We start from the raw sequence: 19,637 nt of genomic DNA, 5'->3' as shown, positions 1-19,637 counted from the left end.
CTTCGCCAGGTGGGGCCGGCCGCCGGATCGCTAGTGGGGGCGGTGCGTGGCGAGGAACTCGGCCGCGCCCAGCGTCATCCGCACCAGGCACGGCGCCGGTTGGATCGGGTGCTCGGTGTCGCGGCCGCGGCCGACCTCGTGGAACCCGAGTTTGCGGTGCAGGCGCAGCGAGGAGTGGTTGTCGGCGTAGATGGACACCTCGCACAGGTGGTAGTGGCGGTCGCCGAACATGAACGCGAGCAGCGCGCCCAGCGCGTCGGCCGCGTACCCGCGGCCCCGGTGGGCCGGGCCGATGCCGATGCCGTAGCTGAACTGCTGGTCCTGCGGTTGGGTCGGAGTGGTGCACAGGGAGCCGACGAGCTGCCGTTCGGCGCGGGTTTCGATGGCCAGCCGGGCGTCGTCGTCGCCGGCCCCGGAGGCGGCGCGGTGCGCCGCCCAGTGCCGGTACCCCGCGTTGCTGCCGCCGTTGCGGGTCGCTTCGCGGTCGAAGTGCACCAGCGTCTGCCGATCCTCGGGGGTGAGCACGCGCAGCTGCACCTGTCGGCCGAGCCAGCTTGGCTGCATGATCGCCATGGAATCACGGGGGCTCCTCCGGGAGGAGGCGGGTTGCGACCAGGCGTGCCGACCGCGCGACGCGGGCGTGGTGCGCGTCGCGGACCGCTCCGGGGGCATCGGCATCAACGTTGATGGTGCCGTGCCGATCCAGGCCGTGACCGCGCGGGGAAGCGGTGTGCGGACGAGGCGGCCGCCGATGATGCGCCCGCTGCGCCCGTTCGCGGGCGCGCTGTGATCCTGCTCTCCCGCGCTGCGGGTTGCTTGATTGTTTTTGCATCTCTTTGCATAATTATCCGTATGACGATTCGAGTGGCCGTGGCCGGCGCGAGCGGCTACGTCGGCGGGGAACTGCTGCGCCTGCTGGTGGCGCACCCCCAGGTGGAGATCGGTGCCCTGACCGCGGGTAGCAACGCGGGCAGCGCTCTCGTGCAGCACCACCCGCAGCTGACGCCGCTGGCCGACCGCAAGCTCGTCGAGACGAGCGCGGCAGAGCTGCGCGGGCACGACGTCGTCTTCCTCGCGCTGCCGCACGGTCACTCCGCCGCCCTGGCGGCGGAGCTCGATCCGGAGGCGGTCGTCATCGACTGCGGTGCCGACCACCGGCTGTCCGACGAAGCCGACTGGCAGCGCTGGTACGGCGGTGACCACGCGGGCAGCTGGCCCTACGGCATTCCCGAACTTCCCGGAGGCCGCGAACCGCTCACCGGTGCCACGCGCATCGCCGTGCCCGGGTGCTTTCCGACAGTGTCCTCGCTGGCGCTGGCGCCGGCGTTCGCCGCGGGCCTGCTCGAACCGGACGCGGTCGTCGTCGCCGCCACCGGCACTTCCGGGGCGGGTCGGGCGTTGAAACCGCACTTGCTCTCGGCCGAGGTGATGGGGTCTGCCAGCGCCTACGGCGTGGGCGGCGACCACCGGCACACTCCGGAGTTCGTGCAGAACCTCTCCGCTGCGGCCGGCGAGCACGTGCGGGTGTCGTTCACCCCCGTGCTGGCGCCCATGTCCCGCGGCATCCTCGCCACCTGCACCGCGCCGCTGCGCTCCGCGACGGACGTGGCAGCGGTGCGCGAGGTCTACCGCGACGCCTACGACGCCGAACCGTTCGTGCACCTGCTCGACGAGGGGCTGTGGCCGCAGACCGCCGCCACGCTCGGGGCCAACACGGTGCACCTGCAGCTGGCCGTCGACCCGGACGCCGGCCGCCTCGTGGTCGTCGGGGCCGAGGACAACCTCACCAAGGGAACCGCCGGAGCAGGCGTGCAGTGCATGAACCTCGCGCTCGGCATTCCCGAGACCACCGGCCTTCCCGCCACCGGGGTGGCCCCGTGACGAGCGCACAGCAGACGGGAGCGACGATGAGCGTGACGGCGCCGCGAGGGTTCCGCGCGGCCGGGGTGTCCGCGGGCATCAAGAGCGGTGACGCGCTGGACCTGGCCCTCGTGGTCAACGAAGGACCGCGGCGCGAGGCCGCCGGCGTGTTCACCGCCAACCGGGTCAAGGCGGCTCCGGTGCTGTGGTCGCAGCAGGTCCTCGAGCAGCGCGCACTGCGAGCCGTGGTGCTCAACTCCGGCTGCGCGAACGCGGCCACCGGAGCGCGCGGATTCCAGGACACCCACGCCACCGCGGAGAAGGCCGCGGAGGTGCTCGATGCGGGCGGGATCGAGATCGCCGTCTGCTCCACCGGCCTCATCGGCGAACCCCTCCCGCGCGAAGCGGTTCTGTCCGGTGTGGACAAAGCGGCCGGCGAGCTGGCGCGCGGCGCCGAGACCGACCGGGCCGCGGCCACCGCCGTGCTGACCACCGACACCAAGCCGAAGCAAGCGCACCACGCGCACTCCGCGGGCTGGTCCGTCGGCGGCTTCGCCAAGGGCGCGGGCATGCTCGCGCCGAACATGGCGACCATGCTCAGCGTGCTCACCACCGACGCGGTCGCGGAACCCGCAGTGCTCGACCGCGCGCTGCGCGCGGCTGCTGACACCACGTTCAACCGGCTGGACGTCGACGGCGGCACGTCGACCAACGACACGGTCCTCGTGCTCGCCTCCGGAGCCTCCGGCGTGCAGCCGACCGAGCAGGAGCTGACGGAACTGCTCACCACCACTTCCCACGACCTCGTGCGTCAGCTGCAGGGCGACGCCGAGGGGGCGACGAAAACCGTTGACATCGTCGTGCGCGGTGCGAGCAGCACCGCCGAGGCGGAACGCATCGGGCGCACGATCGCCGAGGACAACCTGGTGAAAACGGCGCTGTTCGGGTCCGACCCGAACTGGGGCCGGATCGCCATGGCGCTCGGTCGGGCCGAAGCGGAGGTCGACGCGGACCGGGCCGGCATCGCCGTCAACGGGGTGACGCTGTTCGCCGACGGTGCGCGAGCGGCCGATCGGTCCGAAGTGGACCTGTCCGGCCGGGAGGTGGAAATCGTCGTGGACCTGCATCTCGCGGGCAGCGAGGCAACGATCCTGACCACGGATCTCTCGCACGACTACGTCGAGGAGAACAGCGCGTACAGCTCATGACTGAACAGGTATCGGACCGGCTCGCCAGCGCCACCGAGAAGGCCAGCGTCCTCGTCGAGGCGCTGCCGTGGTTGCAGAGCTTCCACGGGTGCACCGTCGTCATCAAGTACGGCGGCAACGCCATGGTCGACGAGGACCTCAAGCGCGCCTTCGCCGAGGACATGGTGTTCCTGCGCCTGGCCGGGATCCACCCGGTCATCGTGCACGGCGGCGGTCCGCAGATCACCTCGATGCTCGATCGGCTCGGCATCGAAGGCGAGTTCCGCGGCGGCCTGCGCGTCACCACACCCGAAACGATGGACGTCGTGCGGATGGTCCTCGTCGGCCAGGTGGGACGCGAACTGGTCGGACTCATCAACCAGCACGGCCCGTACGCCGTGGGCATGTCCGGTGAGGACGCGCGACTGTTCACCGTGCGGCGCCGCAACGCGGTCGTCGACGGCGAACCGGTCGACGTCGGGCTCGTCGGCGACGTGGACACGGTCAACGCGACGGCCGTGGCCGACCTGATCAACGCGGGCCGCATCCCGGTGGTCTCCACCGTGGCGCCCGACGCGGACGGCGTGGTGCACAACGTCAACTCGGACACGGCGGCGGGCGCGCTCGCGGTCGCCCTCGGCGCCGAGAAGCTCGTCGTGCTCACCGACGTCGAAGGGCTCTACACCGACTGGCCGGACCGCTCCTCGCTGATCTCCAAGATCGACGCGCAGCGCCTGGAAGGGCTGCTCCCGGAACTGAACTCCGGGATGGTGCCCAAGATGGAGGCCTGCCTGCGCGCCGTGCGGGGCGGCGTCCCCCGCACCCACGTGATCGACGGGCGGCTGGCGCACTCGGTGCTGCTGGAAGTGTTCACCAGTGCCGGCGTCGGCACCATGGTGGTGCCCAGCGATTCAGGGGAGGAAGACGAATGACCGCCAGCGACGAGTTCACCCAGCGCTGGGAACAGTCCATGATGGACAACTACGGCACGCCGGGAACGCTGCTGACGGGCGGTTCGGGGTGCGTGGTCACCGATGCCGGCGGCGCGGAGTACCTCGACCTGCTCAGCGGCATCGCGGTCAACGGGCTGGGCCACGCCCACCCGGCCGTGTGCGAGGCGGTGGCCGAGCAGATCGGACGTCTCGGCCACGTGTCGAACCTCTACGCCCACGAACCCGGGCTGCGCCTGGCCGAACGCCTGCTGGAGGTCGCCGGTCTCTCCGCGCGCGGTCGCGTGATGTTCTGCAACTCCGGCGGGGAGGCCAACGAGGCCGCGTTCAAGATCGCCCGGCTGACCGGGCGCAGGAAGGTCATCGCCACCAACGGCGGCTTCCACGGCCGCACCATGGGCGCGCTCGCGCTGACCGGCCAACCCGGCAAACAAGCACCGTTCGCGCCGCTGCCCGGGGGTGTGGAGCACATCGACTACGGCGATGCCGAAGCGCTCGAGTCCGCTGTGGACGAAGACACGGCGGCCGTGTTCCTCGAACCCCTGCAGGGCGAGAACGGCGTCGTCCTACCGCCGGAGGGCTACCTGCGGCGCGCACGCGAGATCACCGAGCAGCACGGCGCGCTGCTCGTGCTCGACGAGGTGCAGACCGGCGTCGGCCGCACCGGTGCGTGGTTCGCCTTCCAGGACGCCGGTATCACCCCGGACGTGCTCACCACGGCCAAGGGGCTCGGCGGCGGCCTGCCGATGGCCGCCTGCATCGGCGTCGGACACGCCGCGGAACTGCTGCGGCCCGGTCAGCACGCCACGACTTTCGGTGGCAATCCCGTCGCCGCGCGGGCGGCACTGGCCGTGCTCGACACGATCGAGCGCGACGGCCTGCTGGCCCACGTGCGCGAGACGGGCCGATACCTGCGCGACGGCATCCGCGGGCTCGAGCACCCGCTCGTGCGCGAGGTCCGCGGGGCCGGCCTCCTCGTCGGCATCGGCCTGCGCCACTCCGCTGCCGCGCAGGCGGTGGACACCGCGCGGGCGGCCGGATACTTGATCAACGGGGTCCAGCCGGACGTGCTGCGGCTCGCCCCGCCGCTGATCATCGACAAGTCCCAGGTGGACAAGCTGCTCAGCGATCTCCCCGCGATCCTGGACGAATTGGAGGTGCACGGCTGATGCGGCACTTTCTCCGCGACGACGACCTGGATCCCCAGGAGCAGGCCGAGATCCTCGACCTCGCCGACCAGTTCAAGCGCTCGCCCCGGGGCGACGACCTCGCCGGCCCCCGCACCGTGGCCGTCCTGTTCGAGAAGAACTCGACACGTACCCGGCTGTCCTTCGAAGTCGGCATCGCACAGCTCGGCGGACACCCGGTGATGGTCGACGGCACGATGATGCAGCTCGGCAGGGAGGAGACCATCGAGGACACCTCCCGCGTGCTGGCGCGCTACGTCGACGCCGTCGTCTGGCGCACGTTCGCCCAGGCCCGCATCGACGCGATGGCCTCGGCCAGCAGCGCACCGGTGATCAACGCGCTCACCGACGAGTTCCACCCCTGCCAGGTGCTCGCCGACCTGCAGACCGTCCGGGAACGGCACGGGGCGCTCGCCGGACTGACGCTGACCTACCTCGGCGACGGGGCCAACAACATGGCGCACTCGCTGGCGCTGGGCGGGGTGACCGCGGGCATGCACGTCCGCATCGCCGCGCCGGAGGGATTCGAACCCCTCGACTGGATCCTCACCGCGGTGCGCAAGCGCGCCGCGGGGACCGGTGGGTCGATCACCGTGGTGCACGACCCGCGCGCCGCCGTGGACGGTGCCGACGTGCTCAGCACCGACAGCTGGACGTCCATGGGGCAGGAGAACGACGGCAAGGACCGCGTCAGCCCGTTCCGGCCGTTCCAGGTCAACACCGACCTGCTGGCCGCCACGGGCAAGGACGACACGAGCGTGCTGCACTGCCTGCCCGCGCACCGCGGGTGGGAGATCACCGACGAGGTGCTCGACGGTCCGCGGAGCGCCGTGTTCGACGAGGCCGAGAACCGGCTGCACGCGCAGAAAGCACTGTTGGCCTGGATGGTGCGACGACAGTGATGACACGGACGGCACGACAGGCGCGGATCGTGGACCTGGTCAGCTCGCGGGAGATCCGCAGCCAGACCGAACTGGCCACGCTCCTGGCCGAGGACGGGATCGAGGTGACCCAAGCCACCCTGTCCCGGGACCTCGACGAGCTCGGCGCGGTGAAACTGCGCGGCGCCGACAGGGGAACGGCGGTGTACGTGATCCCCGAGGACGGCAGTCCCGTGCGGGCCGTCCAAGGCGGGACCTCCCGGCTGAGCCGGCTGCTGAGCGAACTGCTCGTCAGCACGGACGGATCCGGCAACATCACCGTGCTGCGCACGCCTCCCGGGGCGGCGCAGTTCCTCGCCAGCGCCATCGACCGGGCCGCCCTCGCCGAGGCGGTCGGCACCATCGCCGGTGACGACACCGTCATGGTCGTCGCCCGCGAACCGCTGACCGGCCTCGACCTGGCCGATCACTTCACGGCCATGGCCACCGGCAGCGCAGCCGCCGCGCCGGAGGGAAACGACACGACCGAACCGGACTTCGAGGAGAACGAGAATGACTGACCGGGTAGTGCTGGCCTACTCCGGTGGCCTGGACACCTCCGTGGCCATCGGCTGGATCGCCGAGGAGACCGGCGCCGAGGTCATCGCCGTGGCCGCGGACGTCGGCCAGGGCGGCGAGGAGCTGGAAACCATCCGCAAGCGGGCGCTGGAGTGCGGCGCGGTCGACGCCGTCGTCGCCGACGCGCGCGACGAGTTCGCCGAGCAGTACTGCCTGCCGGCACTGCGCACCAACGCGCTGTACATGGACCGGTACCCGCTGGTCTCGGCGCTGTCCCGGCCGCTGATCGTCAAGCACCTGGCCGACGCCGCCGCCCAGGTCGGGGCGAACACCGTGGCGCACGGCTGCACCGGCAAGGGCAACGACCAGGTCCGCTTCGAGGTCGGCATCGGCGCGCTCGCCCCCGACCTGAAGGTCATCGCCCCGGTGCGCGACTTCGCCTGGACCCGGGAGAAGGCCATCGCCTGGGCCGAGCAGCACGACCTGCCGATCGACGTGACCAAGTCCTCGCCGTACTCGGTCGACCAGAACGTGTGGGGCCGCGCGGTGGAGACCGGCTTCCTCGAGGACATCTGGAACGCCCCGGTCGAGGACGTCTACTCCTACACCGCCGACCCGAGCCAGGCGCGCGACGCCGACGAGGTGGTCGTCACCTTCGACCAGGGCGTGCCCGTGGCCATCGACGGGGAGACCGTCACCGCCCTGCAGGCCGTGCAGGAACTCAACCGGCGCGCGGGCGCGCAGGGCGTCGGCCGGCTCGACATGGTCGAGGACCGCCTGGTCGGGATCAAGAGCCGCGAGATCTACGAAGCCCCCGGTGCGCTCGCGCTGATCACCGCGCACCAGGAGCTCGAGGACGTCACGCTCGAGCGCGACCAGGCGCGGTTCAAGCGCACGGTCGCCCAGCGGTGGGGCGAGCTGGTCTACGACGGCCTGTGGTTCTCCCCGCTGAAGCGCTCCCTCGACGCGTTCATCGACGACACCCAGCGCCACGTCAGCGGCCAGATCCGGATGACGCTGCACGCCGGGCGCGCCGTCGTCACCGGCCGCAGCAGCGACCGGTCGCTGTACGACTTCAACCTGGCCACCTACGACGAGGGCGACACCTTCGACCAGAGCCAGGCCAAGGGCTTCGTCCAGCTGTGGGGCCTGCCCAGCAAGATCGCCGCCAAGCGCGACCAGGGCTGACCCCTCCTGACCGCGGCGGGCCCGCGACGGTCGCACGGCTGTCGCGGGCCGCCGCACCGCGCCCGAACGCGGTACCGCACGAACCACCGAGACACCGACACCGAGGGACCCGCGTGACCCAGGACAGCGAACCCACCAAGCTCTGGGGCGGCCGGTTCGAATCCGGCCCGGCCGAGGCCATGGCCCAGCTGAGCGCGTCCACGCACTTCGACTGGCGCCTCGCGCCGCACGACATCGCCGGCTCGCGGGCGCACGCCCGCGTGCTGCACCGCGCCGGACTGCTCGACGCGGACGAACTGGAGCGGATGCACGCGGGGCTGGACCAGCTGGCCGCCGACGTCGAAGCCGGGCGGTTCGAGCCGGTCGTCGCCGACGAGGACGTGCACACCGCCCTGGAGCGGGGTCTCATCGAACGCGTCGGTGCCGAGCTCGGCGGCAAGCTGCGCGCGGGACGCTCCCGCAACGACCAGGTCGCCACGCAGTTCCGGATGTGGTTGCGCGCGGCGGTGCGCCGCGTGACCGCGGGCACGCTCGACGTGATCGACGCGCTCGTCGCGCAGGCCGAGGAGCACCCGGACGCGGTGCTGCCGGGACGCACCCACCTGCAGCACGCGCAGCCGGTGCTGCTGGCGCACCACCTGCTCGCCCACGCCCAAGCGCTGCTGCGCGACGTGAGCCGCTTCCGCGACTGGGACGAGCGGACCGCGTACTCGCCCTACGGCTCCGGTGCGCTGGCCGGTTCCTCGCTCGGCCTCGATCCGCGCGCGGTGGCGGCCGAACTCGGGTTCACCGACGCCGTGGACAACTCGATCGACGGCACGTCCTCGCGCGATTTCGCCGCCGAGGCCGCGTTCGTCCTCGCGATGCTGGGCACCGACCTCTCGCGGTTGGCCGAGGAGGTCGTCCTGTGGAACACGGCCGAGTTCGGCTACATCGCACTGGACGATGCCTGGGCCACCGGCAGTTCGATCATGCCGCAGAAGAAGAACCCGGACGTGGCCGAACTGGCCCGCGGCAAGTCGGGTCGGCTCATCGGCAACCTGACGAGCCTGCTGAGCACGTTCAAAGCGCTGCCGCTGGCCTACAACCGGGATCTGCAGGAGGACAAGGAGCCGGTGTTCGACTCCGTCGCGCACCTGGACCTGCTGCTGCCCGCACTGGCCGGGATGATGCGCACCGTGTCGTTCGACACCGACCGGATGGCCGAGCTCGCCCCGGCCGGTTTCACGCTCGCCACCGACCTGGCCGAGTGGCTGGTCCGCCGCGGCGTGCCGTTCCGCGAAGCGCACGAGGCCTCCGGCGCCTGCGTGCGCGTGGCCGAAGCGCGCGGTGCCGGCCTGGACGAGCTCGGCGACGAGGAGCTCGCCGCCGCGCACCCCGCCCTCACCCCGGAAGTTCGGGAGGTGCTGACCGTGGCCGGCTCGGTCGGTTCCCGGAACGCGCACGGGGGCACGGCACCGGAGCGGGTCGCCGAGCAGCGCGCCCGAGTCGCGGAGGCGGTGCGGCAGCACCGCGAGTGGCTGGGCGAATGAGGTCGCTGGGCGAATGACCTGCGCGTGCGCGCGGCCGGTAGTGTGCTGGCCGTGCAACAGGTGAACTGCGCGGAACTCGCCGACGACCCCCTGTGGGTGGCGCGGTGGCTGCTCGGATGCGAGCTGCACTCGAGCGGCCCGGAGGGCGAGGTCCGCGTGCGCCTCGTCGAAGTCGAGGCGTACCGCGGCCAGGACGATCCCGCCTCGCACTGCTACCGCGGTCGCACGAACCGCAACGCCGTGATGTTCGGCCCGGCCGGGAACCTGTACGTGTACTTCGTGTACGGGTTGCACTTCTGCATGAACGTCGTGTGCCTGACCGACGGCGTACCGGGCGCGGTGCTGCTGCGGGCCGGGGAGGTCACCACCGGTGTGGAACTGGCGCGCGCACGTCGCCCCGCCGTGCGCAAGGACGTGCACCTGGCCAGCGGTCCGGCTCGGCTGGCCGGTGTGCTGGGCGTGTCCCGCGAGCACAACGGTGTCGACCTGACCGGTCCCGACTCGCCGGTCCGGCTGTACCACGGCGGCGACGTGGACGAGGACGACGTGCGCAGCGGCCCGCGGGTCGGTGTCGCTGCCGCGATGGACCTGCCCTGGCGCTCGTGGGTGGACGATTCCCCGTCGGTGAGCTCCTACCGCCGCGGAGGCCGGCGCAGCAGGGCGCGGGCCCGGCCGTAAAACCGTTCCTGCGGTGCGCCAGACTGGTGCACGTGAGTGAGCACATCCTTGACGAACTGTCCTGGCGCGGCCTGATCGCGCAGTCCACCGAACTCGACGCTCTGCGACGGGACCTCTCCGCCGGCCCGCTCACTCTCTACTCCGGTTTCGATCCGACCGGGCCGAGCCTGCACGCGGGGCACTTGGTGCCGATGTTGCTGCTGAGCCGGTTCCAACGGGCTGGGCACCGCCCGGTCGTCCTCGCCGGCGGCGCTACCGGCCTCATCGGTGATCCGCGCGACGTCGGCGAGCGCAACCTGCACGACGAGGAAACGGTCGTCGAGTGGACCGAGCGCATCCGCCGCCAGCTGGCGCAGTTCGTGGAGTTCGACGACTCGCCGACCGGCGCGGTGATGGAGAACAACGCGCACTGGACCGCCGAGCTGCCGGTGACCGCGTTCCTCCGCGACGTGGGCAAGCACTTCTCGGTGAACACGATGTTGTCCCGGGACACCGTCAAACGGCGCTTGGAAACCGACGGCATGTCCTACACCGAGTTCAGCTACATGTTGCTGCAGGCCAACGACTTCGTGCAGCTGCACCGGCGCTACGGCACGAAGCTCCAGCTGGGCGGTTCGGACCAGTGGGGCAACATCGTCGCCGGTGTGGACCTGGTGCGCCGGCAGGACGGCGAGCAGGTGCACGCGCTGACGTCGCCGCTGGTGACTGATTCGGAAGGCCGCAAGATCGGCAAGTCCACCGGTGGCGACAACCTCTGGCTGGACCCGTCGATGACGAGCCCGTACGCCTGGTACCAGTACTTCGTGAACACCGCGGACGCCGATGTGGGGACGTTCCTGCGGTTGTTCACCTTCCTCGACCGCGAGGAGATCGAGGAGTTGGAGCGCACCACTGCCGAACGGCCGCAGCTGCGGGCGGGACAGCGCAAGCTCGCCGAGGAACTGACCACGTTGGTGCACGGTTCGGAGCAGACCCGCAAGGTCATCGCGGCCAGCCAGGCGCTGTTCGGCAAGGGGGAGCTGGCCGAGCTGGACGAGGCGACGCTGGACGCGGCGATGGCCGAAGCTCCCACGGCCGAGGTGCGGCTGGCCGACGAACCGAGCATCGTCGATCTGCTCGTGCGGACGGGCTTGGTGCAGGGCAAGTCGGCGGCCCGGCGCACGGTGGGCGAAGGCGGTGCTTACGTGAACAACCGCAAGGTCGGCGAGGACACGTGGACGCCCGGCAGGGACGATCTGCTCCCGGGGGGGTGGTTGGTCCTCCGGCGTGGCAAGCGTCACACTGCGGGCGCGAAGGTCGTGTACTAAGCTGCGAGTCAGCCCCCGGGAGGCGGCGCTGACCAGGCGTTCCGCGATGCTTTCGGGGGTTTGGTCCCGCTGTTTGACGGCGTTGCCGAGTGCGGGTAAATTGTTCTGGTGCCGGTGACGGCGGACTGATTCCCAGCGTCTCGGGGTTCCGGGGTCGATCCCCTCGAGGATTCCGAGGTGTGCGGGGCCGGTCCGGTGTTGTCGGGTGTTGTTTGTTAGAGTGGAATACCTGAGCTTGCTGCTGCTGTGGTGTGGGTGCTGCTGTTGGTGTGATGGTGGCGTTCTGCTGCGGGCCCCCGTTGTGGGGGTGGTTGGTGGTGGCTTGTTAGGGTTGTGTGGTGCCGCCGCGGGGTTGTGGTGGCGTGTTCTTTGAGAACTCGACAGCGGATGTTTGTGTGCACGCGTGTGCGTGGCCCTTGTTTTTTTGCTGGGATTTGTTGTTGGAGAGTTTGATCCTGGCTCAGGACGAACGCTAGCGGCGCGCTTGACACATGCAAGTCGAGCGAGGTGTCTCTTTCGGGAGATAACCGAGCGGCGAACGGGTGAGTAACACGTGAGTAATCTACTCTGGACTCGGGGATAACCCTGGGAAACCGGGGCTAATACCGGATAGCCGTCTTCTCGGGCATCCGGGGGGACGGAAAGGTGCCGTGCTGTGAGGTGCGGTGCCCGGTCCGGAATGGGCTCGCGGCCCATCAGCTGGTTGGTGGGGTCAGGGCCTACCAAGGCGACGACGGGTAGCCGGCCTGAGAGGGTGATCGGCCACACTGGGACTGAGACACGGCCCAGACTCCTACGGGAGGCAGCAGTGGGGAATCTTGCGCAATGGGCGAAAGCCTGACGCAGCGACGCCGCGTGGGGGAGGACGGCCTTCGGGTTGTAAACCTCTTTCAGCCCTGACAAAGGTGATGGTAGGGGCAGAAGAAGCGCCGGCTAACTACGTGCCAGCAGCCGCGGTAATACGTAGGGCGCGAGCGTTGTCCGGAGTTACTGGGCGTAAAGGGCTCGTAGGCGGTGTGTCGCGTCGGCCGTGAAATCCTGCGGCTCAACCGCGGACGGGCGGCCGATACGGGCACACTTGAGGGCGGTAGAGGCAAGCGGAATTCCCGGTGTAGCGGTGAAATGCGCAGATATCGGGAGGAACACCGACGGCGAAGGCAGCTTGCTGGGCCGTGCCTGACGCTGAGGAGCGAAAGCGTGGGGAGCGAACAGGATTAGATACCCTGGTAGTCCACGCCGTAAACGTTGGGCGCTAGGTGTGGGGACCGTCGTGGTTTCCGTGCCACAGCTAACGCGTTAAGCGCCCCGCCTGGGGAGTACGGCCGCAAGGCTAAAACTCAAAGGAATTGACGGGGGCCCGAACAAGCGGCGGAGCATGTGGATTAATTCGATGCAACGCGAAGAACCTTACCTGGGTTTGACATCCATCGGATCGCCTCAGAGATGGGGTTTCCCTTGGGGCCGGTGGACAGGTGGTGCATGGCTGTCGTCAGCTCGTGTCGTGAGATGTTGGGTTAAGTCCCGCAACGAGCGCAACCCTTGTCCCGTGTTACCAGCAATGTGGTTGGGGACTCACGGGAGACTGCCGAGGTAACTCGGAGGAAGGTGGGGACGACGTCAAGTCATCATGCCCCTGATGCCCAGGGCTTCACACATGCTACAATGGCCGGTACAGAGGGTGGCGATCCCGCAAGGGTGGGCGAATCTCGCAAAGCCGGTCGTAGTTCGGATCGGGGTCTGCAACTCGACCCCGTGAAGGCGGAGTCGCTAGTAATCGCAGATCAGCAACGTTGCGGTGAATACGTTCCCGGGCCTTGTACACACTGCCCGTCACGTCATGAAAGTCGGTAACACCCGAAGCCCATGGCCCAACCGGATGCGTCCGGCAGGAGTGGTCGAAGGTGGGACTGGCGATTGGGACGAAGTCGTAACAAGGTAGCCGTACCGGAAGGTGCGGCTGGATCACCTCCTTTCTAAGGAGAAGCCCGCGAGTGTTTCGGGGAGTGTCCTCGGAGCGTGTGGTGTGGGTTTCGTGTTGGTTTTGTGGTGTTTTGGGGTTCGTGCGCGTGGTGGCACAGGCATTCGCTGTCGGGTTGTGAGGGAACACGGCCCGGCTGGGGTGGTGTTTCTGGGTGTTTGAGAAGTGGATAGTGGGTGTGAACATCCTGTCGTGGTGTTGTTGGTTGTGGTCCTTCGTGGTGGTAAGTTGTGAAGGGCGTACGGTGGATGCCTTGGCACCAGGAGTTGTTGAAGGACGTGGGTGGCTGCGATAAGCCTGGGTGAGTTGCCGACCGAGCTGTGATCCCAGGGTGTCCGAACGGGTGAACCTGGCCGGAGTGTTGTCCGGTCGCTGCTGTCTGAATGTATAGGGCAGTGGGTGGTAACGCGGGGAACTGAAACATCTCAGTACCTGCAGGAGGAGAAAGCAAGAGCGATTCCCTGAGTAGTGGCGAGCGGAAGGGGAAGAGGCTAAACCGGGTGCGTGGGAGAGTCGGCAGGCGTTGCGTGTCCGGGGTTGTTGGGACGGCTTGTTCCGGGGCTGCCGCTCCGGGGGATGGAAGCGTGGCTAGCCGAAGGCGTTGGAAGGCGCTGGCGGAGTGGGTGAGACCCCCGTAGGTGAAAGTTGTCGTGGAAGTCTGGGTTGTTCCCGAGTAGCACGGTGCCCGTGGAATTCCGTGTGAATCTGCCAGGCCCACCTGGTAAGCCTAAATACTCCCTGGTGACCGATAGTGGATCAGTACCGTGAGGGAATGGTGAAAAGTACCCCGGGAGGGGAGTGAAAGAGTTCCTGAAACCGTGCGCCTACAAGCCGTCAGAGCACCTGCGGGGTGTGATGGCGTGCCTTTTGAAGAATGAGCCTGCGAGTTAGTGGTGCGTGGCGAGGTTAACCCGTGTGTGGGGTAGCCGCAGCGAAAGCGAGTCTGCAGAGGGCGGTGGAGTCGCGTGCTCTGGACCCGAAACCGAGTGATCTTCCCGTGGTCAGGGTGAAGCCCGGGTAATACCGGGTGGAGGCCCGAACCTACCAGGGTTGCAAACCTGGAGGATGAGCTGCGGGCAGGGGTGAAAGGCCAATCAAACTCGGTGATAGCTGGTTCTCCCCGAAATGCATTTAGGTGCAGCGTTGCGTGGTTCCTGGGTGGGGTAGTGCGCTGGTTGGTCGAGGGGCCCGGTGGGTTACCGAGATCAGCTAAACGGTGAATACGCCTGGGTTTGAGCGTGGCAGTGAGTCTGTGGGGGAAAAGCTCCATGGTCGAGAGGGAAACAGCCCAGATCGTCGGCTAAGGCCCCGAAGTGTGTGCTGAGTGGGAAAGGATGTGGGGTCGCTGGGACAGCCAGGAGGTTGGCTTAGAAGCAGCCATCCTTGAAAGAGTGCGTAATAGCTCACTGGTTAAGCGACTTTGCGCCGAAAATTCAGCGGGGCTGGAAAGCACACCGCCGAAGCCGCGACAAGCAGCCCCCTGGTGGGGGGTTGTTTGGGTAGGGGAGCGTTCCGGTGACGGTGAAGCATGCCGGGTAACCGGGTGTGGAGGAGCCGGAAGTGAGAATGCAGGCATGAGTAGTGTTTGAGGAGTGAGAATCTCCTCCGCCGGATGGCCAAGGGTTCCAGGGGAAGGTTGATCCGCCCTGGGTGAGTCGGATCCTAAGGCGAGGCCGACAGGCGTAGTCGAAGGGCAACGGGTTGATAGTCCCGTACCTGCCGGCGCTGATCCGCCCGGCATCGTGGTGGTGGTGTCATCGTTCGTGCGGCGTGTGGCCTTTGGGCTGCGCGTCGTGGCGGGCCGTGGCGCCGCGCTGGGTGTGCGGGCCCGCGATGGGGGGACGCAGAAGGGTAGTCCAGCCCGGCCGGTGGTTGTGCCGGGGTAAGGGTGTAGGGCGGTGTACAGGCAAATCCGTGCACCGGGTGCCTGAGACCTGATGCCGAGCCTGAGTGGCGAAGTGGGTGAGCCCATGCTGTCTCGAAAAGCCTCTAGCGGACGCGTCGGTGGTCCGTACCCGAAACCGACACTGGTGGCCAGGTAGAGTATACCGAGGCGAGCGAGCGAACCGTGGTTAAGGAATTCGGCAAATTGTCCCCGTAACTTCGGGAGATGGGGAGCCGGTTGGCGTGTACGCCCGTGGCGGCGGAAGCGCGGGCCGGCCGCAGTGACGAGGCCTGATCGACTGTTTACTAAAAACACAGGTCCATGCGAAGCGTGGTTGCGAAGTATATGGACTGACGCCTGCCCGGTGCCGGAACGTTAAGGGGAGGGGTGAGCCCCCTGTGGGGGGCGAGGCTCTGAACCGAAGCGCCGGTAAACGGCGGTGGTAACTATAACCATCCTAAGGTAGCGAAATTCCTTGTCGGGTAAGTTCCGACCCGCACGAATGGCGTAACGAATCGGGCGCTGTCTCGACCACGGACTCGACGAAATTGCACGACGAGTTAAGATGCTCGTTTCGCGCGGCAGGACGGAAAGACCCCGGGACCTTTACTGCAGCTTGGCATTGGTGTGTGGTGCGGCTTGTGTAGGATAGGTGGGAGACGGTGATGCGGGCACGCCAGTGTGCGCGGAGTCGTTGGTGAAATACCACTCTGGCCGTTCCGGGCATCTAACCTGGGTCCGTGATCCGGATTGGGGACAGTGCCTGGTGGGTAGTTTAACTGGGGCGGTTGCCTCCTAAAGGGTAACGGAGGCGCACAAAGGTCCCCTCAGCTTGGTTGGGAATCAGGTGGTGAGTGCAAGGGCACAAGGGGGCTTGACTGTGAGACTGACGGGTCGAGCAGGTGCGAAAGCAGGTCTTAGTGATCCGGCACTTCCAGGTGGCTGGGGTGTCGCTCAACGGATAAAAGGTACCCCGGGGATAACAGGCTAATCATGCCCGAGAGTCCGTATCGACGGCATGGTTTGGCACCTCGATGTCGGCTCGTCGCATCCTGGGGCTGTAGTGGGTCCCAAGGGTTGGGCTGTTCGCCCATTAAAGCGGCACGCGAGCTGGGTTTAGAACGTCGTGAGACAGTTCGGTCCCTATCCGCCGCGCGCGGAGGACACTTGCGAGGAGCTGTCCCTAGTACGAGAGGACCGGGACGGACGGACCTCTGGTGTGCCAGTTGTCCCGCCAGGGGCACGGCTGGTTAGCTACGTTCGGTACGGATAACCGCTGAAAGCATCTAAGCGGGAAGCCAGCCTCAAGATGAGGTGTCCCGCCCCATGTGGGTTAAGGCCTCCAGGAGATGACTGGGTGGATAGGCCGGTGGTGCACGCTCGGTAACGAGTTCAGCCGACCGGTACTAAACGGCCGAGCGGCTTACCCCCTCTTGTGAGGGCACAATCCTCGAGCATCACGGACACGACGCGCCAGTATTGCTGGTGGTGGGGTGTTCACACCTGCTGATCGGCTTCTCAACCACCCACCCCCCACCCCGGTGCGGGTGTGGGGGGTTTGTGAGTTGTCGGTGGCCATAGCGGGAGGGGTAGGCCCGGATCCCATACCGAACCCGGTAGCGAAGTCTCCCAGCGCTGATGGTACTGCACCCGGTGGGGTGTGGGAGAGTAAGTCGCCGCCGACACACACCAAAAGGAGAGGAGGGGTTGGGGCTGGGAGAGCCCGCCACCCGACATTCGGGTGCCACGGGTCCCACCCCAACCCCTCCTTTTTGGTTGGTCTGCGTCTCGTTCCAGCTCGTTTCCGCATGACGGGCGTACCCGCTGCCGGCTCGGTCGGAGCCGGCAGTGATTCATGCGCGGGATCGGGACCTCACCGCGCGAGTGCGGCGCCGCCTCCGCCTCGACCGGTGGGTGCGGTCTTCGCGGCGGCACCGCGCAGTGCGGTTCAAACCGACTGCGTGCGGTGCTGAAGGCGGCAACCTTTCCTGCTCGTTGGGTGGCGTCCACCCGTGCCCGACAGCCGGCTGCCGGTGCCTGCGCACCTGATGCGGGTGCGGCAGCGCCGGGACTGCGCCGGACCCGATAAAATGGGTGCACGCTGTGAGCGATCGATTTTTCACGAGTTCAGGAGGTTCGGTGTCCGGTTCCGAAGACAGGCGCAGCGGCGCTCGCCATGGGGCCGGTGCCGGCCGTGGTCAGAACCACAATCGCGGTCATGAGCAGAAGAAGCCGCAACACTCCCGTGGCAAGCCGGGAGCACCTGACAGGCAGGGTCCTCGGGACAACAAGCAGGGCGGCAAACCCGGATTCGCCGGCTCCGGCGGTGGTGCGGGACGACCCCCGCACCGCGAGGGGAAGAAGAGTTTCGACAAGCCCAAAGGCCAGGGCAGCCAGGGATTCAAGGGCAGCCAGGGCCCCAGGGGTGGCCAAGGCCCGAAGAGCGGTCAGGGCCTGAAGGGCGATCGGGGACCGAAGAAGAACCCGTCGGGGGCCAAGACCGGCTCGAAGAACGCTGCGGGGGCGAAGCCCCCGCAGGGGCAGGATCGGACGCCGCATAAGTCCCGCACCGAGAAGTCCCGTTCGGCTCCGGCGCGTGCCGAAGCGCCCAAGAAGAGCAGTTCCGCACCGGTCGAGCCGACGTTGCCGGAGGAGATCGATCCGGCGGACGTGCAAGACGAGGTGCGCCGCGAACTGCGCGCGCTGCCGAAGCACGTGGCCGACAACGTCGCCGCCCACCTGGTCGCCACGGGTTATCTGCTCGACAGCGATCCGCAACAGGCCCTGGAGCACGCGCGGTACGCGCGCAAACGGGCTTCCCGCATTCCGTCGGTGCGTGAAGCCAACGGTATCGCCGCCTACAACGTTTCCGAGTGGAACGAAGCGCTCAACGAGCTCCGCACCGCCCGTCGGCTGTCCGGCGGGCCGGGTCACGTGGCTCTCATGGCCGATGCGGAACGCGCGATGGGCCGCCCGGAACGGGCGATCGAGCTCACGCGCAGCCCGGAAGCCCGGCAGCTGGACCAAGCCGAGGCGATCGAGCTGCGGATCGTCGCCGCAGGTGCGCGGGGCGATCTCGGCGAGGTCGACGCGGCGGTGGTCAGCCTGCAGACCCCGGAACTGGATCCGCAGCGCCAGGATCCGTGGAGCGCGCGACTGTTCTACGCCTACGCCGACAACCTGCTGGCGGCCGGCCGCGTTCAGGAGGCTTTCACCTGGTTCGTGCACGCGGCGCACGCCGATGACGAGGAGGACACCGACGCGCCGGAACGCCTCGACGAACTGGTGGAACGGTTGGGCGGCCCGGAGGCTGCCAACGACCTCGTCAACCAGGCCATCGAGGGCGCCGACGCCGATGCCGGTGAATCCGAGGACGGATCGGGCGCGTGACAGCGAGCGTGCTGTCCGAGCACGATGCCGTGCTGCTCGACTTGGACGGAACCGTGTACCGCGGCGGTGTTCTGGTGGAACACGCCGCGGACGCGATCCGCGACGTGCAGCAGTGCGGCGTCACGCTCCGGTACGTCACGAACAACGCGACGAAGTCCGCTGCGGACGTCGCCCACCAGCTCGGCGAACTGGGGCTGGCGGTGCGCAGTGCCGAGGTGAGCACCAGTCCGCAGGCGGCGGTGGCGATGCTGGTCGAGCAGCTGCCCCCGGGTTCGACCGTGCTCGTGCTCGGGTCTTCCGCACTCGAGTCCGCAGTGGACGAGGCAGGGCTGCGTCCGGTTCGGACACACCACGAGGCGCCGGTTGCCGTGGTACAGGGGCTTTCTCCGGACATCACCTGGTCGGATATGGCCGAAGCCGCCCTGGCGCTGCACGGTGGTGCGCTGTGGATCGCGACCAACATGGACGCCACGCTGCCGACGGAGCGCGGTGAACTGCCCGGCAACGGGTCGCTGGTCGCCGCGTTGCGGGCCACCAGCGGCCGCAGCCCGCGCGTGGCGGGAAAGCCGGAACGGCCGCTGCTGGAGACGGCGGTGCGCTCGGCGGGTGCCGGGTCTCCGCTGTTCGTCGGGGACCGCCTGGACACCGACATCGCCGGGGCCGTGCGCGCGGACATACCCGGCATGCTCGTGCTCACCGGCGTCAGTCGTCCCGGTGACCTGCTCGCCGCCGCGGTCGAGCACCGGCCCGCTTATCTGGCCGCGGACCTGTCCGGGCTGCGCGAACCGGCCGCGCAGGTGCGGATCGCCGAGCACCCGGCGTGGTCGTGCCGTGCGCGGGCGGACCGGGTCGAGCTGGCGTGTTCCGACGAGCGCGCGGCCGCGGACGAGCTCGCCGCGCTGCGGTCGCTGTGCGCGGCGTGGTGGAGCATCGGTAGCGGTCCGGTGGCGGTCCAGGCGCGGGACGCGAGCGCCCGGCAGGTGCTCGCGCGGCTGGGACTGTCGTAGGTCCCGGAACGGGAGTGCTCCGGTGACGTGCTCGGAGGGACAACGACTC

14 protein-coding genes and 3 rRNA genes are annotated in these 19,637 nt (G+C 68.4%); 16 read left to right on the top strand and 1 reads right to left on the bottom strand.

Features of this window, described 5'->3' with window-relative positions:
- Positions 1-30: 30 nt before the first annotated feature.
- Positions 31-573 (bottom strand): GNAT family N-acetyltransferase, encoded by a 543-nt coding sequence (locus tag ACVGV2_RS11210; RefSeq protein ID WP_459162310.1) that lies wholly within the window; start codon positions 571-573, stop codon positions 31-33.
- On the opposite strand from ACVGV2_RS11210, the gene ACVGV2_RS11205 reads away from it, so the two are divergent.
- The 16 genes from ACVGV2_RS11205 to ACVGV2_RS11130 all read left to right on the top strand — a co-directional run bounded on the left by ACVGV2_RS11205 (position 563) and on the right by ACVGV2_RS11130 (position 19,588).
- Positions 563-790 carry a hypothetical protein gene (locus ACVGV2_RS11205; RefSeq protein ID WP_459162309.1) on the top strand — a complete coding sequence of 76 codons (228 nt, stop codon included), beginning with the start codon at positions 563-565 and terminating at the stop codon, positions 788-790. The two genes, ACVGV2_RS11210 and ACVGV2_RS11205, sit on opposite strands and share 11 nt — an antisense overlap.
- A 62-nt stretch (positions 791-852) precedes the next feature.
- Positions 853-1,881, top strand: coding sequence for an N-acetyl-gamma-glutamyl-phosphate reductase (gene argC, locus ACVGV2_RS11200; protein WP_459162308.1), 1,029 nt, complete (start codon positions 853-855; stop codon positions 1,879-1,881).
- A 26-nt stretch (positions 1,882-1,907) separates the two neighbouring features.
- A complete protein-coding gene (argJ, locus tag ACVGV2_RS11195; RefSeq protein WP_459165961.1) occupies positions 1,908-3,068 on the top strand; it encodes a bifunctional glutamate N-acetyltransferase/amino-acid acetyltransferase ArgJ in 1,161 nt (386 codons plus the stop codon).
- Complete coding sequence (gene argB, locus ACVGV2_RS11190; protein WP_459162307.1) at positions 3,065-3,979, top strand: acetylglutamate kinase; 915 nt, start codon at positions 3,065-3,067, stop codon at positions 3,977-3,979. Before argJ ends, argB begins: the two co-directional genes overlap by 4 nt.
- Positions 3,976-5,166, top strand: a complete 1,191-nt coding sequence (locus tag ACVGV2_RS11185) for an acetylornithine transaminase (RefSeq protein WP_459162306.1) — start codon at positions 3,976-3,978, stop codon at positions 5,164-5,166. The genes argB and ACVGV2_RS11185 overlap by 4 nt, the downstream gene beginning before the upstream one ends.
- Positions 5,166-6,086, top strand: coding sequence for an ornithine carbamoyltransferase (gene argF / locus ACVGV2_RS11180; protein ID WP_459162305.1), 921 nt, complete (start codon positions 5,166-5,168; stop codon positions 6,084-6,086). The genes ACVGV2_RS11185 and argF overlap by 1 nt, the downstream gene beginning before the upstream one ends.
- Complete coding sequence (locus tag ACVGV2_RS11175; RefSeq protein WP_459162304.1) at positions 6,086-6,625, top strand: arginine repressor; 540 nt, start codon at positions 6,086-6,088, stop codon at positions 6,623-6,625. Before argF ends, ACVGV2_RS11175 begins: the two co-directional genes overlap by 1 nt.
- Positions 6,618-7,811 (top strand): argininosuccinate synthase, encoded by a 1,194-nt coding sequence (locus ACVGV2_RS11170; protein ID WP_459162303.1) that lies wholly within the window; start codon positions 6,618-6,620, stop codon positions 7,809-7,811. The genes ACVGV2_RS11175 and ACVGV2_RS11170 overlap by 8 nt, the downstream gene beginning before the upstream one ends.
- Before the next feature lie 113 nt (positions 7,812-7,924).
- Positions 7,925-9,343: an argininosuccinate lyase gene (argH, locus tag ACVGV2_RS11165; protein ID WP_459162302.1), complete on the top strand. Its 1,419-nt coding sequence runs from the start codon at positions 7,925-7,927 to the stop codon at positions 9,341-9,343.
- A gap of 60 nt (positions 9,344-9,403) precedes the next feature.
- Positions 9,404-10,021: a DNA-3-methyladenine glycosylase gene (locus tag ACVGV2_RS11160; RefSeq protein WP_459165960.1), complete on the top strand. Its 618-nt coding sequence runs from the start codon at positions 9,404-9,406 to the stop codon at positions 10,019-10,021.
- A gap of 32 nt (positions 10,022-10,053) precedes the next feature.
- Positions 10,054-11,328, top strand: a complete 1,275-nt coding sequence (tyrS, locus tag ACVGV2_RS11155; protein ID WP_459162301.1) for a tyrosine--tRNA ligase — start codon at positions 10,054-10,056, stop codon at positions 11,326-11,328.
- Between the two features lie 437 nt (positions 11,329-11,765).
- Positions 11,766-13,301: ribosomal RNA gene (locus tag ACVGV2_RS11150) — 16S ribosomal RNA — on the top strand.
- Between the two features lie 226 nt (positions 13,302-13,527).
- Positions 13,528-16,622, top strand: a 23S ribosomal RNA gene (locus ACVGV2_RS11145).
- A gap of 136 nt (positions 16,623-16,758) precedes the next feature.
- Positions 16,759-16,876: ribosomal RNA gene (gene rrf, locus ACVGV2_RS11140) — 5S ribosomal RNA — on the top strand.
- The 16S, 23S and 5S rRNA genes sit together here, the layout of an rRNA operon.
- A gap of 409 nt (positions 16,877-17,285) precedes the next feature.
- Positions 17,286-18,581, top strand: a complete 1,296-nt coding sequence (locus ACVGV2_RS11135) for a tetratricopeptide repeat protein (protein WP_459162300.1) — start codon at positions 17,286-17,288, stop codon at positions 18,579-18,581.
- Positions 18,578-19,588, top strand: a complete 1,011-nt coding sequence (locus tag ACVGV2_RS11130) for an HAD hydrolase-like protein (protein WP_459162299.1) — start codon at positions 18,578-18,580, stop codon at positions 19,586-19,588. The genes ACVGV2_RS11135 and ACVGV2_RS11130 overlap by 4 nt, the downstream gene beginning before the upstream one ends.
- Positions 19,589-19,637: the final 49 nt, after the last annotated feature.

This window comes from Bounagaea algeriensis (assembly GCF_054491375.1).
This window is presented reverse-complemented; position numbering and strand designations above follow the sequence as displayed.

What these genes read in the sequence shown, in the direction of transcription:
- ACVGV2_RS11205 (WP_459162309.1), top strand. Translation starts at nt 563, where the DNA reads ATGATCGCCATGGAATCACGGGGGCTCCTCCGGGAGGAGGCGGGTTGC.
- ACVGV2_RS11210 (WP_459162310.1), bottom strand. Translation starts at nt 573, where the DNA reads ATGGCGATCATGCAGCCAAGCTGGCTCGGCCGACAGGTGCAGCTGCGC.
- argC (WP_459162308.1), top strand. Translation starts at nt 853, where the DNA reads ATGACGATTCGAGTGGCCGTGGCCGGCGCGAGCGGCTACGTCGGCGGG.
- argJ (WP_459165961.1), top strand. Translation starts at nt 1,908, where the DNA reads ATGAGCGTGACGGCGCCGCGAGGGTTCCGCGCGGCCGGGGTGTCCGCG.
- argB (WP_459162307.1), top strand. Translation starts at nt 3,065, where the DNA reads ATGACTGAACAGGTATCGGACCGGCTCGCCAGCGCCACCGAGAAGGCC.
- ACVGV2_RS11185 (WP_459162306.1), top strand. Translation starts at nt 3,976, where the DNA reads ATGACCGCCAGCGACGAGTTCACCCAGCGCTGGGAACAGTCCATGATG.
- argF (WP_459162305.1), top strand. Translation starts at nt 5,166, where the DNA reads ATGCGGCACTTTCTCCGCGACGACGACCTGGATCCCCAGGAGCAGGCC.
- ACVGV2_RS11175 (WP_459162304.1), top strand. Translation starts at nt 6,086, where the DNA reads ATGACACGGACGGCACGACAGGCGCGGATCGTGGACCTGGTCAGCTCG.
- ACVGV2_RS11170 (WP_459162303.1), top strand. Translation starts at nt 6,618, where the DNA reads ATGACTGACCGGGTAGTGCTGGCCTACTCCGGTGGCCTGGACACCTCC.